The organism is Xanthomonas sp. NCPPB 1068 (assembly GCF_041479385.2).
Taxonomy (GTDB): Bacteria; Pseudomonadota; Gammaproteobacteria; order Xanthomonadales; family Xanthomonadaceae; genus Xanthomonas; species Xanthomonas cannabis.
The window spans coordinates 2,935,861-2,952,625 of record NZ_CM192986.1 but is presented as its reverse complement, the minus strand read 5'-3'; the positions used below and the strand labels follow the sequence as shown (position 1 = coordinate 2,952,625).

12 protein-coding genes and 1 tRNA gene are annotated in these 16,765 nt (G+C 63.2%); all 13 read left to right on the top strand.

Annotation, left to right across the window (positions count from 1 at the left end; genetic code table 11):
* Nucleotides 1–2 precede the first annotated feature (2 nt).
* The 13 genes from nuoF to infB all read left to right on the top strand — a co-directional run bounded on the left by nuoF (nt 3) and on the right by infB (nt 16,702).
* Complete coding sequence (gene nuoF / locus ACCQ12_RS12515; protein WP_047693166.1) at nt 3–1,337, top strand: NADH-quinone oxidoreductase subunit NuoF; 1,335 nt, start codon at nt 3–5, stop codon at nt 1,335–1,337.
* A complete protein-coding gene (gene nuoG, locus ACCQ12_RS12510) occupies nt 1,334–3,568 on the top strand; it encodes an NADH-quinone oxidoreductase subunit NuoG (RefSeq protein WP_166745169.1) in 2,235 nt (744 codons plus the stop codon). Before nuoF ends, nuoG begins: the two co-directional genes overlap by 4 nt.
* Nucleotides 3,565–4,656 carry an NADH-quinone oxidoreductase subunit NuoH gene (gene nuoH / locus ACCQ12_RS12505; RefSeq protein ID WP_184439144.1) on the top strand — a complete coding sequence of 364 codons (1,092 nt, stop codon included), beginning with the start codon at nt 3,565–3,567 and terminating at the stop codon, nt 4,654–4,656. Before nuoG ends, nuoH begins: the two co-directional genes overlap by 4 nt.
* Before the next feature lie 3 nt (nt 4,657–4,659).
* On the top strand, nt 4,660–5,148 hold the full coding sequence (gene nuoI / locus ACCQ12_RS12500; protein WP_003485557.1) for an NADH-quinone oxidoreductase subunit NuoI: 489 nt from the start codon (nt 4,660–4,662) through the stop codon (nt 5,146–5,148).
* 4 nt (nt 5,149–5,152) lie between these two features.
* On the top strand, nt 5,153–5,815 hold the full coding sequence (locus ACCQ12_RS12495; protein WP_372383609.1) for an NADH-quinone oxidoreductase subunit J: 663 nt from the start codon (nt 5,153–5,155) through the stop codon (nt 5,813–5,815).
* A complete protein-coding gene (nuoK, locus tag ACCQ12_RS12490; protein WP_039407444.1) occupies nt 5,812–6,117 on the top strand; it encodes an NADH-quinone oxidoreductase subunit NuoK in 306 nt (101 codons plus the stop codon). Before ACCQ12_RS12495 ends, nuoK begins: the two co-directional genes overlap by 4 nt.
* A 7-nt stretch (nt 6,118–6,124) precedes the next feature.
* The gene (gene nuoL, locus ACCQ12_RS12485; RefSeq protein WP_372381860.1) at nt 6,125–8,296 is read left to right on the top strand and encodes an NADH-quinone oxidoreductase subunit L; all 2,172 of its coding nucleotides are present in this window, start codon (nt 6,125–6,127) and stop codon (nt 8,294–8,296) included.
* 20 nt (nt 8,297–8,316) lie between these two features.
* The gene (locus tag ACCQ12_RS12480) at nt 8,317–9,819 is read left to right on the top strand and encodes an NADH-quinone oxidoreductase subunit M (RefSeq protein ID WP_166751401.1); all 1,503 of its coding nucleotides are present in this window, start codon (nt 8,317–8,319) and stop codon (nt 9,817–9,819) included.
* Between the two features lie 35 nt (nt 9,820–9,854).
* Nucleotides 9,855–11,315, top strand: coding sequence for an NADH-quinone oxidoreductase subunit NuoN (nuoN, locus tag ACCQ12_RS12475; protein WP_372381859.1), 1,461 nt, complete (start codon nt 9,855–9,857; stop codon nt 11,313–11,315).
* Nucleotides 11,316–11,517: 202 nt separating this feature from the next.
* A tRNA-Met gene (locus tag ACCQ12_RS12470) sits at nt 11,518–11,594 on the top strand.
* 197 nt (nt 11,595–11,791) lie between these two features.
* On the top strand, nt 11,792–12,382 hold the full coding sequence (gene rimP / locus ACCQ12_RS12465) for a ribosome maturation factor RimP (RefSeq protein WP_047693160.1): 591 nt from the start codon (nt 11,792–11,794) through the stop codon (nt 12,380–12,382).
* Between the two features lie 4 nt (nt 12,383–12,386).
* The gene (gene nusA, locus ACCQ12_RS12460; RefSeq protein WP_039407455.1) at nt 12,387–13,898 is read left to right on the top strand and encodes a transcription termination factor NusA; all 1,512 of its coding nucleotides are present in this window, start codon (nt 12,387–12,389) and stop codon (nt 13,896–13,898) included.
* A 95-nt stretch (nt 13,899–13,993) separates the two neighbouring features.
* Entirely contained in the window at nt 13,994–16,702 is a 2,709-nt protein-coding gene (gene infB, locus ACCQ12_RS12455) for a translation initiation factor IF-2 (RefSeq protein WP_372381858.1), read from the top strand.
* The last annotated feature ends 63 nt before the right edge of the window (nt 16,703–16,765 follow it).

Here is a 16,765-nt window from a genome sequence, read left to right as displayed (position 1 = left end):
ACATGGCACATCATCACGCACCTACCGGTCCGGTCGGCCCGGCGCCGTTGCCGCACCAGGTCGTCTACACGACGCTGCATTACGACACCCCGTGGTCGTACGAGAGCTATCTGAAGACCGGTGGCTACGCGGCGCTGCGCAAGATCCTCGAAGAGAAGATCGCGCCTGCCGACGTCATCGAAATGGTCAAGGCATCGAACCTGCGCGGCCGTGGCGGCGCGGGCTTCCCGACCGGGCTGAAATGGTCGTTCATGCCCAAGGGCACGATGCAGAAGTACATCCTGTGCAATTCGGACGAATCCGAGCCGGGCACCTGCAAGGACCGCGACATCCTGCGTTACAACCCGCATTCGGTGGTGGAGGGCATGGCGATCGCCTGCTACGCCACCGGCTCGACGGTGGGCTACAACTACCTGCGTGGCGAGTTCCACCACGAGCCATTCGAAAACTTCGAGCTGGCACTGGCCGATGCGTACGCCAATGGCTGGCTGGGCAAGAACATTCTCGGCAGCGGCGTGGATATCGATATCTACGGTGCGCTGGGCGCTGGCGCCTACATCTGCGGCGAAGAAACCGCATTGATGGAATCGCTGGAAGGCAAGAAGGGCCAGCCGCGCTACAAGCCGCCGTTCCCAGCGAACTTCGGCCTGTACGGCAAGCCCACCACCATCAACAACACCGAGACCTATGCATCGGTGCCGGCGATCATTCGCAATGGCCCGGAGTGGTTCCTCGGCTTGAGCAAGACCAAGAACGGCGGCCCGAAGATTTTCTCGGTCTCCGGTTGCGTGCAGAAGGGCGGCAATTTCGAAGTGCCGCTCGGCACCACCTTCGACGAATTGCTGGAAATGGCCGGCGGCCTGCGTCCGGGTCGCAAGCTCAAGGGCGTGGTGCCCGGCGGCGTGTCGATGCCGGTATTGAAGGCCGACCAGGTTGCTGGCCTGCAGATGGATTACGACACCCTGCGTGCGCTGGGCACCGGTCTGGGTTCGGGCGCCATCGTGGTGCTGGATGACAGCGTCTGCTGCGTGCGTTTCGCCTGTCGCATCTCGCAGTTCTTCCACAAGGAATCCTGCGGCCAGTGCACCCCGTGCCGCGAGGGCACCGGCTGGATGCACCGCGTGCTGGAGCGCATCGTTGCCGGCAAGGCCACGATGGAAGACCTGCATCAGCTGCGCACGGTTGCCGGCCAGATTGAAGGTCACACCATCTGTGCGTTCGGCGAAGCGGCGGCATGGCCGATTCAGGGCTTCCTGCGCCAGTTCTGGGACGAGTTCGAGTACTACATCGTCAACGGTCGTTCGATCGTCGATACGCAAGTCGGAGTGGCTGCATGAGCGCCCAACCAGTGAACCCGAACGTGCCACCGGACCATGTCACCGTCGAGATCGACGGGCAGTCCCTGGTGGTGCCGAAGGGCTCGATGATCATCCAGGCGGCCGACAAGGCCGGTATCCCGATCCCGCGCTTCTGCTACCACGAGAAGCTGCCGATCGCGGCCAACTGCCGCATGTGCCTGGTCGATGTCGAAAAGTCGCCCAAGCCGTCGCCTGCCTGCGCCACGCCGGTGATGGACGGCATGAAGGTCACCACGCGTAGCGAAAAGGCGCTGAAGTACCAGCGCAGCGTGATGGAATTCCTGCTGATCAATCACCCGCTGGATTGCCCGATCTGCGATCAGGGCGGCGAGTGCGAGTTGCAGGACGTCTCGCTCGGCTATGGCCGTTCGGTGAGCCGCTTCAACGAGCGCAAGCGCGTGGTGCCGGACGAGGATATCGGTCCGCTGGTCGCTACCGAGATGACCCGTTGCATCCAGTGCACCCGCTGCGTGCGTTTCACTGCAGACATCGCCGGCACCTACGAGCTGGGCGGCATGTATCGCGGCGAAAACCTGCAGATCGGCACCTACGACGGCAAGCCGCTGACCACCGAAATTTCCGGCAACGTTATCGACGTCTGCCCGGTGGGCGCGCTGACCAACAAGGTGTTCCAGTTCCGCGCACGTCCGTGGGAACTGATGGCGCGCGAGTCGCTGGGCTACCACGATGCGATGGGCTCGAACCTGTTCCTGCACGTGCGCCGCGGCGAAGTGCTGCGCACCGTGCCGCGCGAGAACGAGGCGGTCAACGAATGCTGGCTGTCCGACCGCGACCGTTATTCGCATCAGGGCCTGTACGCCGAGGACCGTGCGGTCAAGCCGCTGAAGAAGGTCAACGGGCAGTGGACCGAAGTGAGCTGGACCGAAGGTCTGGCCGCAGCGACCCAGATCCTGCGCGAAAACGCGGGTGATGCGCTCGGCGTGCTGGTGCACCCGTCCACCTCGAACGAAGAGGGCGCGCTGCTGGCGCGTCTGGCCGAAGGGTTGGGCAGCGGCAATCTGGATCACCGTCTGCTCAATCGTGACTTTTCCGACGCTGCGGTGGCGCAAGCTTTCGCAACGCCGCTGGCCGAGATCGAACAGGCCGATGTTGTCGTGCTGTTCGGCAGCAACGTGCGCCACGAGCTGCCGCTGCTGCATGCACGCTTGCGCAAGGCGCACATCCAGAACCGCACGCAGATCCACTCGGTCAATCCGGTCGATTTCGATTTTGCCTTTACCCAGGCCTCGCGCACCGTGGTCGCGCCGTCGCAGCTGGCTGCGGCGCTCGACGACGCAGCGTTGCGTGATGCGGTCAAGGGCGCAACCCGCGCCGTGATCGTGGTCGGCGCGCTGGCTGAAAATCATCCGCAGGCTGCTGCGCTGCGTGCGGCCGCACGTGATTTTGCCGCTGCAACCGGTGCGTCGCTGTGCCGCATTCCACAGGGCGCCAACGCGGTGGGTCTGGTGTCGCAGGGCGTGTTGCCGACCGCGCGCGACGTCGCCGGCATGCTGGCCCAGCCGCGTCAGGCTTATGTGCTGTACGGCATCGAACCTGGCCTGGATTTTGCTGACGCCGCTGCCGCGCGCAGTGCGCTGGCCGGTGCCAAGGTCGTGGCGTTCAGTCAGTTCGCTTGCGCCTCGACGCGCGACGTGGCCGATGTGATCCTGCCGATTGGTGCGTTGCCGGAAATCGATGCGTCGCTGACCAATCTCGATGGTCGTGTACAGACCGCACGCGCCGCAGGGCGCCTGCCGGTCGAGGCACGCGAAGGCTGGCGGGTGCTGCGTGCACTTGGCGGCGAGCTCGGCCTGGCCGGCTTCGAATTCATCGATCTGGTCGGCCTGCGTGCGGGCATGCAGAACCGCAGCGTCAGTCCGGTCGCGTCTGCGCAGCCGGCCACGGCGAGCGACGGGCTGGAGGTTGCGGCAACCGCGGCGATCTATCGCACCGATGCTGTCGTACGCCGGGCCGCTGCGTTGCAGTCGCATCCGCTCAACATCGCGCCGTGTGTGGCAATGCACCCGGAGCAGGCGGCGCAGTTGCAGCTTGGCGCGGGTCAGATGGTCAAGGTCGGTACGGATGCTGGTAAGGCGACGTTGCCGGTGGTGCTGGACAAGCGCGTTGCACCGGGCACGGTGTGGATCGAATCCGGCCATGGCGCAACTGCGCCGCTCGGCGCCGGTCGGGTAACGGTGGTGGCTGCATGAACGAATTGCTGTTGAACGTGGTCGACCCCCTCCACCAGTGGTTCCTCGGGCTGGGCGATGGCGGCGTGGTGCTCTGGACCGTGCTGAAGATCCTGCTGATCGCCGTGCCGGTGATCGTGGCGGTGGCCTTCTACGTGGTATGGGAGCGCAAGCTGATCGGCTGGATGCACGTGCGTCACGGGCCCATGTACGTGGGCATGGGCATCTTCCAGGCCTTCGCTGACGTCTTCAAGCTACTGTTCAAGGAAATCCTGCAGCCGGCCAGCTCGCACAAGGCGATGTTCATCATCGCGCCGTTGCTGACATTGGCGCCGGCATTCGCGGCCTGGTCGGTGGTGCCGTTCGATGCGCAGCTGGTGTTGTCCAACGCCAACGTCGGTCTGCTGTATCTGCTGGCAATGACCTCGCTGGGCGTGTACGGCATCATCCTCGCGGGCTGGGCGTCCAACTCCAAGTATGCGTTCCTCGGCGCGATGCGCTCGGCCGCACAGGTGGTCAGCTACGAAATTGCGATGGGCTTTGCGCTGGTCGGCGTAATGATCGCCTCCGGCAGCGTCAACCTCAGCCAGATCGTATTTGCGCAAGCGGGTAACTCCGGCTTCTTCGACTGGTTCCTGATTCCGCTGTTCCCGTTGTTCATTGTGTACTGGGTCTCCGGCGTGGCCGAAACCAACCGCGCGCCGTTCGACGTGGTGGAAGGCGAGTCGGAAATCGTTGCCGGGCACATGGTGGAATATTCCGGCGGTGCATTCGCACTGTTCTTCCTGGCCGAATACGCCAACATGATCCTGGTCAGCTTCCTGATCTCGATCTTCTTCCTCGGCGGCTGGCTGAGCCCGATCCAGGGCTGGGTCACTGCGGACGTTTCGCCGTGGATCAACTGGCTGTGGACCGGCGGCTGGCCGTGGTTGCTGATGAAGGTGTTCTTCTTCGCCAGTGCCTACATCTGGTTCCGCGCCAGCTTCCCGCGCTACCGCTACGACCAGATCATGCGGCTGGGCTGGAAGGTGTTCATTCCGCTCACGATCGTGTGGATCGCAGTGACGGCATTGATGGTGTTTTACGGCGTGATCCAGAAGGGCGTGTAATTGATGAACAAGATCACCCATTACTTCAAGAGCCTGCTGCTGCTCGAACTGCTCGGCGGCTTGTGGCTGACGTTGAAATACACGTTCAAGCCCAAGTACACCGTCCTGTATCCGATGGAGAAGTTCCCGCAGTCGCCGCGCTTCCGTGGCCTGCACGCACTGCGTCGCTATCCCAACGGGGAAGAGCGCTGCATCGCCTGCAAGTTGTGCGAAGCGGTGTGCCCGGCGCTGGCCATCACCATCGACTCGGCCAAGCGCGAAGACGGCACCCGCCGCACCACGCGCTACGACATCGACCTGTTCAAGTGCATCTTCTGCGGCTTCTGCGAAGAAAGCTGCCCGGTGGACTCGATCGTCGAGACGCACATCCTCGAGTACCACTTCGAGAAGCGTGGCGAGAACATTGTCAACAAGCCGCAGCTGCTGGCGATCGGAGACCGGTTAGAAACCGAGATCGCCGAGCGTCGCGCTGCCGATGCCGCCTTCCGTTGAGGTCATGATGGACTGGGTCTCTATTGCTTTCTACGCCTTCTCCGCCATCGCGGTGGTGTCCGCCGGTGCGGTGATCAGCGTGCGTAACCCGGTGTATGCCGTGTTGTGCCTGATCCTCACCTTCTTCTCGATGGCGTGTATCTGGCTGTTGGTGGGTGCCGAGTTCCTTGGCGTTACGCTGGTGCTGGTGTACGTCGGCGCGGTGATGGTGCTGTTCCTGTTCGTGGTGATGATGCTCGACATCGACACCAGCCGCCTGCGCGAGGGCTGGGTCAAGTACATGCCGTTGGGCGTCATCGTCGCGGTTGCGATGCTGGCGCAGATGGTGACCCTGATCGGCGTCAAGTCGCGCAGCGCCACGCCGTTTCCGGCCGACAATGCGGCCGCACAGGCTGCAGATGTTTCGAACCTGACCTGGCTGGCCAAGAGCCTGTACACCGAGTTCCTGCTGCCGTTCGAGTTTGCTGCGGTGATCCTGACCGTGGCCGTGGTGGCTGCCGTGATGCTCACCCTGCGCAAGCGCACCGGCATCAAGATCCAGATCGCCAGCGAGCAATCGCGCGTCAAGGCGACCGACCGCCTGCGCATCGTCAAGATGGCAGTGGAAAAACCCGCACAGATTGCGCCGCGCGTCGATGCGGCGGACGGACAGGAGGCGAAGTCTTGATTACCTTGGGCCACCTGCTGGGACTGGGCGCAGTGCTGTTCTGCATCTCGCTGGCCGGCATTTTCCTCAATCGCAAGAACGTCATCGTGCTGCTGATGTCGATCGAGTTGATGCTGCTGTCGGTCAACATCAACTTCATTGCGTTCTCGCGCGAGCTCGGCGACACCGCCGGCCAGCTGTTCGTGTTCTTCATCCTGACCGTTGCCGCTGCGGAGGCCGCGATTGGCCTTGCGATCCTGGTGACTCTGTTCCGTACGCGCCGCACGATCAATGTGGCCGAAGTCGACACGTTGAAGGGCTGACCCGTAGATGGAAATCACTCTCTCCAAGAGTCTGCTGATTGCAGTGGTGCTTGCACCGCTTGTCGGCAGCATCATCGCCGGCTTGTTCGGTCGTCAGGTGGGGCGCAAGGGCGCGCAGTACGTCACCATCCTCGGCGTGGCGGTCAGCTGCGTGCTGTCGTGCCTGACGCTGTACCAACTGGTGGAGCAGGGCGCCAGCCCGTTCAACCAGAACCTGTATACCTTCTTCGACGTCGGCAACTACTCCGCGCATGTCGGCTTCATGGTCGATCGCCTGACCGCGATGATGATGGTGGTGGTGACCTTCGTGTCGCTGCTGGTGCACATCTACACCATCGGCTACATGGAAGAAGATCCGGGCTACCAGCGTTTCTTCAGCTATATCTCGTTGTTCACCTTCTCCATGCTCACGCTGGTGATGAGCAACAACTTCCTGCAGTTGTTCTTCGGCTGGGAAGCGGTGGGTCTGGTGTCCTACCTGCTGATCGGTTTCTGGTTCAAGCGCCCGACTGCCGTGTTCGCCAACATGAAGGCGTTCCTTGTCAACCGCGTCGGCGACTTCGGCTTCATTCTGGGCATTGCCGGCGTGTTGCTGTGGTTCGGCTCGCTGGATTACTCCACCGTGTTCGCCAACGCGACCACCATGGCTGGTGCCAAGGTGCAGTTGTTTGCTGGTCACGAATGGAGCGTGATGACGCTGATCTGCATTTGCCTGTTCATTGGCGCAATGGGCAAGTCGGCGCAGGTGCCGTTGCACGTGTGGCTGCCTGACTCGATGGAAGGCCCGACGCCGATCTCGGCGCTGATCCACGCCGCGACGATGGTGACCGCCGGCATCTTCATGGTTGCGCGCATGTCGCCGCTGTTCGAGCTGTCGGAAACCGCGCTGAACTTCATCCTGTTCATCGGTGCGACCACGGCCTTCTTCACCGGCCTGATCGGCATCGTGCAGAACGACATCAAGCGTGTGGTTGCGTATTCGACGCTGTCCCAGCTCGGCTACATGACCGTGGCATTGGGCGTCTCGGCGTATTCGGCGGCGGTGTTCCACCTGATGACGCACGCCTTCTTCAAGGCGCTGCTGTTCCTGGCGGCCGGCTCGGTCATCATCGGCATGCACCATGAGCAGGACATGCGCAAGATGGGCGGCCTGCGCAAGTACATGAAGGTGACGTACTGGACCAGCGTGATCGGCACCTTGGCGCTGGTGGGGACTCCGTTCTTCTCGGGTTTCTACTCGAAGGACACCATCATCGAGGCGGCCGCGCACCATGCGCACGAATCGCATAGCTGGATCGCGACCTACGGTTACTGGGCGGTGCTTGGTGGCGTGCTGGTCACCAGCTTCTACAGCTTCCGTCTGCTGTTCCTGACCTTCCATGGCAAGGAGCGTTTCCGCGATGCCCATGCTCACGACGCGCATGCGCACCACGACAACGCGCATACCGATGCCGAAGCGCAGGTCCATGCGCATGACAGCCATGCGCACGACGCACACGCCCATGACAGCCATGGTCACGACGACCACGGGCATGGTCACCACGGCGCCCACGAGCCGCACGAGTCGAAGTGGGTGGTGACGTTGCCGTTGATCCTGCTGGCGATTCCGTCTGTGGCGATCGGCTTCTTCACCATCGGCCCGATGCTGTTCGGTACCGATTGGCAGGGGCACCATGCGCATGCGCTCAAGGGCCAGGCCGTCTCGTTCTTCACCGGCATCGTCGATTTCTACGATCCGGCACGCGACACCGTTGGTGCGCTGGCGGAAGAATTCCATGGCCCGGTGGCCTTTGCACTGCACGGCATGATGGCCGCTCCGTTCTTCCTGACGGTGGCCGGTCTGCTGCTCGCGGCGCTGTTCTATTTGTGGAAGCCGGACCTGGCCACCAAGTCGCGCAAGGCGTTCGCGCCCATCGTGTGGCTGCTGGAGAACAAGTACGGCTTCGACAAGCTGTGGATCAATGGCTTCGCCGGTGGCGGTGTTGTCCTTGGCAAGGCGTCACGTGCCGTCGATACCCATGTGGTCGATGGTGTGGTCGTCAATGGTTCTGCCCGACTGATCGACCTGGCTGCAAATTTGCTGCGTCGCACGCAATCCGGTTTCCTCTATCACTACGCCTTCGCAATGATCATCGGTTTGATCGCCTTGTTGGCGGTACTGATGCATTTCTGGCGTTGACCTGTACGGAATAAGAAAACGTGTCGAACTGGCCTTTACTGTCTATCTTGATCTGGCTGCCGATTATCGGTGGCGCCCTGATCCTTGCGCTGCGCAACGCCGAGACTGCCCGCTGGGCGTCCCTGGCGGTGGCAGTGGCGACCTTTGTGCTGAGTCTGCCGCTGCTGGGCTACGACACGGCCAATGACGCCCTGCAGTTCGTCGAGCTGCACGCCTGGATCCCGGCCTACAACATCGGCTACAACCTGGGCGTGGACGGCATCGCGGTCGCGTTGATCGTGCTGACCACCTTGGTGACCGTGCTCTCGCTCATTGGCGCCTGGCGCTCGATCGACAAGCGCGTCAATCAGTACGTGGCTGCCTTCCTGATCCTGGAAGGCGTCACCGTCGGCATCTTTGCTGCCACCGACGCGATGCTGTTCTACGTGTTCTTCGAAGCGATGCTGATCCCGATGTTCCTGATCATCGGTGTCTGGGGCGGCCCGCGTCGCATCTACGCAGCGATGAAGTTCTTCCTCTACACCTTCCTCGGCTCGGTGCTGATGCTGGTGGGCCTGGTGTACCTGTACCTGAAGGGCGGCAGCTTCCAGCTGGCCGATCTGTATGCGCTGCAGCTGACTGCCAAGGAACAGACCTGGATCTTCTTTGCGTTCCTGATCGCATTCGCGGTCAAGGTGCCGATGTTCCCGGTGCACACCTGGCTGCCGGACGCACACGTCGAGGCACCAACCGCCGGTTCGGTGATCCTGGCTGCCATTGCCTTGAAGATCGGTGGCTACGGCTTCCTGCGCTTCAACCTGCCGATCGTGCCGGACGCCAGCCACGAGTTCGCCTGGCTGGTGATCGCCCTATCGTTGATCGCCGTGGTCTACGTCGGCCTGGTGGCGCTGGTGCAGGAAGACATGAAGAAGCTGGTGGCGTACTCGTCCATCGCACACATGGGCTTCGTCACGCTCGGTACCTTCATCGCCTTCACACTGGTGCGCGAGTACGGCAGCACCGACGCCGCACGCCTCGGCCTGCAGGGTGCGATGGTGCAGATGATCTCGCATGGCTTCGTGTCCGGCGCGATGTTCTCCTGCATCGGCGTGTTGTACGACCGCATGCATACCCGCCGCATCGCCGACTACGGCGGCGTGGTCAACGTGATGCCGTGGTTCGCCACCTTCGCGATGCTGTTCTTCATGGCCAATGCCGGTCTGCCTGGCACCAGCGGCTTCGTCGGCGAGTTCATGGTGATTCTGGCCAGCTTCCAGAAGCATCCGCTGATCGCCTTTGCCGCTGCCACCACGCTGGTCATTACCGCCGCGTACACGCTGTGGCTCTACAAGCGCGTGTTCTTCGGCGAAGTGGCCAACGCACACGTGGCCGAGCTGAAGGACATCAATGGCCGCGAGGCATTCGTGCTGGGGGTGTTCGCCGCTGGCGTACTGGCCCTGGGCCTGTACCCGAAGCCGCTGACCGATCTGATGGAACCCTCGATCGCCAAGCTGGCGACCCAGATTGCCGCGACCAAGCTGTGACTGCTTGCCGTACGTTTTGACTCCAGGATTTGATGATGACCACGCCAACGCTCACGCCGTTGACCACCGCTGACCTGGCTCCGCTCGTTCCGGAGCTGGTGCTGATCGGCGGCGCCTTCGCACTGCTGATGCTCGACCTGTTCGTGAGCCAGCGGAACAAGGTCTGGACCCACCTGTTTTCCGTCGCTGTTCTCGCCGTGGTGTTCGCACTGCTGGCGACCGGTACGGGCGGGCAGGGCGAGATCTTCCACGGCATGTTCGTGCGTGATACCGCGGCGGACGTCATGAAGACCGTCATCGTGCTGGTCAGCGGTCTGAGCCTGGTGTACGGCTGGACTTACCTGCGCGAACGCAATCTGTATCAGGGCGAGATTCCGGTACTGGTGCTGTTCGCCACCGCCGGCATGATGCTGCTCGCCTCCGCCGGTAGCCTGTTGATGGTCTACCTCGGCCTGGAGCTGCTGGCGCTGTGCTCCTATGCCCTGGTGGCCTCCAACCGCGACAACGGTCTGGCCACCGAAGCGGCCATGAAGTATTTCGTACTTGGTTCGCTGGCGTCGGGCCTGCTGCTGTATGGCATGTCACTGGTCTATGGCGCCACGGGCACCTTGAGCCTGGCCGGCATCCATGACGCAATCGATGGCTCGGGCGAGCGCACGCTGCTGTTGACCGGCACCATCTTCATGATCGCCGGCGTTGCGTTCAAGCTGGGTGCGGCCCCGTTCCACATGTGGCTGCCCGACGTCTATCAGGGCGCGCCGGCTCCCATCGCGCTGTTCATCAGCTCGGCGCCCAAGCTGGCGGCGTTCGGCATGGCGTACCGTCTGCTGGAAGTGGGCATGGGCCCGCTGTCGCCGCAATGGCATCTGCTGATCGGCGGCCTGTCGGCGGTGTCGTTGGTTATCGGCAACCTGATGGCCATCGCACAGAGCAATCTCAAGCGCATGCTCGCGTACTCCACGGTCTCGCATATCGGCTTTTTGCTGATGGGCGTGGCCGGTGGTGGAGAGGAGGGGTACGCCGCCGCGATGTTCTATGCGGTCAGCTACACCATCATGTCGACCGCCTCGTTCGGCGCCATCATCGCGCTGTCGCGTAATGGCTTCGAAGCCGAGAACATCGACGACTTCAAGGGGCTCAATGCGCGTAATCCGTGGATGGCGGGCCTGGTGCTGTGCATCATGGCCTCGCTTGCAGGTATTCCGCCGTTTCTGGGCTTCTGGACGAAGCTGGCCGTGCTTGGCGCTGCGGTGAAGGGCGACATGCTGTGGCTGGCCTTGGTCGGCGTAATCTGTGCCGTGATCGGTGCGTACTACTACCTGCGTGTCATCAAGGTCATGTACTTCGACGAGCCGGTGGGCGAGCCTTTGCCGGCCAACAACGACCGCGTGCTGGGAACGGTGCTGGGCGTCAACGCATTGGCCTTGCTCGCTCTCGGCCTGGCCTGGAGCCCGATCATGGTGTGGTGCCAGCGCGCCTTCGCCGGTCTCGCGTAAGCAGGCTGCGTTGCGCCGCACGCGCGGCGGCTCTGGCCCCAGGCATGCGGCGAGAGATTGAAATAAAGTCGTGATAAGTGTTTCGTTTTTGTTGCATTGCGGGTATCATTCGCCGCGACGTTAGACACCCGCCACGGTGTCCAACAGATGAAAAACTAGGGCTTGCAATTGCCGCTCAAGTTCTTCATAATTCCGCTTCTGCTGCGGGGTGGAGCAGTCTGGCAGCTCGTCGGGCTCATAACCCGAAGGTCGCAGGTTCAAATCCTGCCCCCGCTACCAAGTTTCGAATTGTTGCTTTACCGCAGTGATTCAACTTCTTGGATCGTAAGGACGCTTGTTCCCGTCTTTACGCCGACCCTGAGAGGTCGGGCTTTTTTCACGCAAGGGGCCCATCGGGCCCCTTGTTTTTTCCGGAACCGGAAAGTTAGCTGCCGGTTGCCGGGGTTCTACTGGCAATCATCTGATCAGGGCAGTCTGTGAGCGAAAAAGCGACCGAAATCGCGAATCTGCTGAGTCCAACGGTTGAGTCCCTGGGCTTGGAACTGCTGGGCGTGGAGTATCTTCCCGCTCCAGGTGGCGCCACATTGCGCCTGTATATCGATGTGCCGCTGGCCGAACAGCCCGAGCGCGTGATCAACGTCGACGACTGCGAGCGCGTGAGCCGCGAAGTGTCAGCCCAGCTCGATGTCGAAGACCCGATCAGCGGCAATTACACCCTCGAGGTGTCGTCGCCGGGTGTGGATCGTCCGTTGTTCACCCTCGAGCAGTTCGCGCGTCACGCCGGCGAGTCCGCCAAGATCGTGTTGAAGCTTGCGCAGGATGGTCGGCGCCGCTTCCAGGGCCAGATTCTACGGATCGAGGCCGACGCCGATGCCGTCGTGTTTGCGGTGGACGGCAAGGACCTACAGATCGGTTTCGACAATATCGACAAGGCGCGCATCGTGCCGGATTGGGTCGCTCTGGGCCTGGCACCGCAAAAACCGAATAAGCCCGGCCCGAAAAAACCCGGGCACGACAAGAAGAAACCATCCAACGAGTCGGCGGCTGGCAAGCCGCGCGCGGAGTGACGAAATGAGCAAGGAACTTTTGCTGGTAGTGGATGCGGTAGCCAACGAAAAGGGCGTGCCGCGCGAAGTGATCTTCGATGCGATCGAGGCCGCGTTGGCGTCCGCAGCGAAGAAGCGCTATCCCGACCAGGACGTGCTGACGCGCGTGACCATCGATCACAAGGACGGTAACTACGAAACCTTCCGCCGTTGGGAAGTGGTGGCCGACGATGTGGTGATGGAGTCGCCGGACCGCCAGGTGCGCCTGATGGATGCCATCGACGAAGCCGACGGCGTGGATGTGGGCGACTACATCGAAGAGCAGATCGAAAACCCGGATTTCGGCCGCATCGCCGCGCAGGCCGCCAAGCAGGTGATCGTGCAGCGTGTGCGCGAGGCCGAGCGCCAGCAGGTCGTGGATGCATGGAAGGACCGCGTGGGCGAGCTGATCACCGGTGTGGTCAAGCGCGCCGAGCGCGGCAACATCTTTGTCGATCTGGGTGGTAATGCCGAGGCCTTCATTCCGAAGGACAAGGGCATTCCGCGCGACGTGCTGCGCCCGGGCGACCGTGTGCGCGGCTACCTGGCCGAGGTGCGTTCCGAGCCGCGTGGCCCGCAGCTGTTCATCAGCCGCGCTGCGCCGGAATTCATGATCGAGCTGTTCAAGCTCGAAGTGCCGGAAGTGGGCCAGGGCCTGGTCGAGATCAAGGCCTGCGCACGCGACCCGGGCGACCGCGCCAAGATCGCGGTGATTGCGCACGACACCCGCACCGATCCGATCGGCGCGTGCATCGGTATGCGCGGTTCGCGCGTGCAGGCGGTGTCCAACGAGCTCAATGGCGAGCGCGTGGATATCGTGTTGTGGAACGAGAATCCGGCCAACTTCGTGATCAACGCGATGGCGCCGGCCGAAGTGCAGTCGATCATCGTCGACGAAGAAAAGCATTCGATGGACCTGGCTGTGGCAGAAGACCGCCTGGCCCAGGCGATCGGCAAGGGCGGTCAGAACGTGCGTCTGGCCAGCCGCCTGACCGGTTGGCAGCTCAACGTGATGACCGCCGACCAGGTGGCTGCCAAGTCCGAGGCTGAACAGGCGTCGGCACGCCAGCTGTTCATGGACCGCCTGGAAGTGGACGAGGAAATCTCCGCGATCCTGGTGTCCGAAGGCTTCAACACGGTGGAAGAAATCGCCTACGTGCCGGTCGGCGAGTTGCTGGCGGTGGAAGGCTTCGACGAAGACATCGTCGAGGAACTGCGTGCCCGTGCCCGCGATGCGCTGCTCAACGCTGCGCTGGCCGAGGAAGAAGGCCTGGAAGGGACTCAGCCCACCGAGGACCTGCTGGCGCTGGAGGGGATGGACGAGGAAACGGCCTTTGCTCTGGCCGAGCACGGCGTGCGCACCAGCGAGGACTTGTCCGACCTGGCCGCGGACGAGATCGTCGACTTCGGCATCGAGGGCATGACCCAGGAGCGCGCCGCGGCGCTGATCCTGGCGGCCCGCGCCGAGGAGATCGCCCGTTTGGAGCGCGGCGAATGAGCCGGCAATGAACCGCGCCCTGACCCCATCAGGGCTTAGAATCAGCGTATCCCTTGCTCTGGGCGAGGGGGCGCCAACCAGATCATAGGATCCGAATGTCGCAGCAAACCACCATCCGCAAGCTTGCCGAACTGGTCAATACGCCGGTCGATAAACTGCTGGTTCAACTGGCCGAGGCCGGAATGAAGTTCAGCGGTCCCGACCAGGTCGTGACCAGCACCGAGAAGATGAAACTGCTTGGCTTCCTGCGTCGCACGCATGGCAAGGCCGACACGCCCGCCGATGCGGCCAGCGAAGCAGCCAAGAAGATCACCCTCAACCGGCGCAAGCTGCAGGAAGTCACGGTCAACGCCGGTCGCACCAAAACCACCGTCAACGTGGAAGTGCGGCAGAAGCGTACCTACGTGAAATCCGAGAACGAAGGCAGCGGCCGCGCCGCGCCGATGACGCCGGACGAAGAGCGCGCCGACATCCTGGCCAAGCTCGCCGCCTCGCGTCAGCGCAATCTCGACGAGCAGCAGGCGTTGGCCGAAAGCGACCGCGTGCGCGATGAAGCAATTCAGCGCAAGCGCGAGGAAGAGCAGGCGGCAAAGGACCGTGCAGAAGCCGAGCGCAAGGCTGCCGAGGAAGCCGCTGCGGCTGCCAGCGCGCCGGCCCCGGTTGCTGCTGCGCCGACGCCGTCGGCGCCTGCCGCACGTGCACCGTCCTCGCCGTCTTCCGCGCCGCGTCCGGCCCGTCCGGCTGGCGCCTCGCCCGCATCGCGCCCGGCGACGCCGGCCCGTCCGGACGACCGCAACAACGCGGCCAAGCACAAGACGCGCGGTTCGCACGTCATGGTGGCCGGCGTCGAAGACGACGATGCGACCAAGCGCTTTGCCGGGCAGTTGCATCTGTCCGCCGCCGACCGTGCGCGCCGTTCCAATGTGCGTGGCAAGCCGACCGGGCGTCCGGGTTCGTCGTCGTCGCGTCGCGGCAACGATGGTGGCCGTGGTGGTAACCAGGGCAACAGCGGCCCGCACGGGTTCGAGCGTCCCACCGCACCGGTGGTACGTGAGGTGGCGATCGGCGAGACCATCACCGTGGCCGACCTGGCGCAGAAGCTCGCGCTCAAGGGCGGCGACGTGGTCAAGGCGTTGTTTAAGATGGGCGTCATGGCGACCATCACCCAGAGCATCGATCACGATACCGCCGCGCTGGTGACCGAGGAACTCGGCCACAAGGCCGTGCGTGCCGACAATGCCGACTTCGAGGATGCGCTGCTGGCGCACGCCGAAGATGCGCAGGGCGATGCCTCGCCGCGTCCGCCGGTGGTGACCATCATGGGTCACGTCGATCACGGCAAGACCTCGCTGCTGGACTATATCCGCCGCACCAAGATCGCCTCCGGCGAAGCCGGCGGCATCACCCAGCACATCGGTGCGTACCACGTCGAAACCGGTCGTGGCGTCATCAGCTTCCTGGATACGCCCGGCCATGCCGCGTTTACCTCGATGCGTGCACGCGGTGCCAAGATCACCGACATCGTGGTGCTGGTGGTGGCTGCCGATGACGGCGTGATGCCGCAGACCAAGGAAGCGGTGGCGCATGCCAGGGCGGCCGGTGTGCCGCTGATCGTGGCAGTGAACAAGATCGACAAGGCCGGCGCGGATCCGTTGCGGGTCAAGAACGAACTGCTGGCCGAAAATGTGGTGGCCGAAGATTTCGGCGGCGATACCCAGTTTATCGAAGTGTCGGCCAAGGTCGGTACCGGCGTGGACACGCTGTTGGATGCGATCTCGTTGCAGGCCGAAGTGCTGGAACTCAAGGCAGTGGCCGAAGGCCGCGCCAGCGGTACCGTCATCGAATCCTCGCTGGACAAGGGCCGTGGCCCGGTCGCGACGGTGCTGGTGCAGCAGGGCGCGCTGAAGCGTGGCGATTACCTGGTGTGCGGCATCCAGTACGGCCGCGTGCGTGCGCTGTTCGACGAGACCGGCCATCAGCCGGCCTCGGCGGGCCCGTCGATTCCGGTGCAGGTGCTCGGCCTGTCCGGCGTGCCGGAAGCCGGTGACGACTTCGTGGTCGTCGACGACGAGCGTCTGGCCAAGGACGTGGCGCAGCAGCGCGAGACCAAGCGTCGCGAATCGCGCCTGGTGGCCTCGGCCAGCAACCGCATGGAAGACATCCTGGCCCAGATGGGCAAGGGTGAAGGTCAGCAGGTGTTGAACCTGGTGATCAAGGCCGACGTACAGGGTTCGGTGGAGGCGCTGAAGCAGTCGCTGGTGGCATTGTCCAACGACGACATCCGCATCAACGTGATCCACTCCGGCGTGGGTGGCATCACCGAGTCGGATGCGAATTCGGCAGCTGCGTCCAAGGCCACGATCATCGGCTTCAACGTGCGTGCGGATGCATCGGCGCGCAAGATCGTCGAGTCCAACGGTATCGACCTGCGTTACTTCTCGATCATCTATGACGTGATCGATCAGGTGAAGCAGGTGGCATCCGGTCTGCTGGGTGTTGAAATCCGCGAAGAGATCATCGGTATTGCGCAGGTGCGCGATGTGTTCCGCAGCTCCAAGTTCGGCGCGGTTGCAGGCTGCATGATCGTCGAGGGCGTGGTAAAGCGCAGCAAGCCGATCCGCGTGCTCCGCGACAGCGTCGTGGTGTTCGAGGGCGAGCTGGAATCGCTGCGTCGCTTCAAGGAAAACGTCGAGGAAGTGCGCAACGGTACCGAGTGCGGTATCGGCGTGAAGGCCTACAACGACGTCAAGGCTGGCGACCAGATCGAGTGCTTCGAGCGTATCGAGGTTGCCCGCACGCTGTAATGGAGGCCGGGGCCTGCAGGCCCCGGTTCTCTACGCAGCCGATGCTGCGTGCAAGTTCTGCAA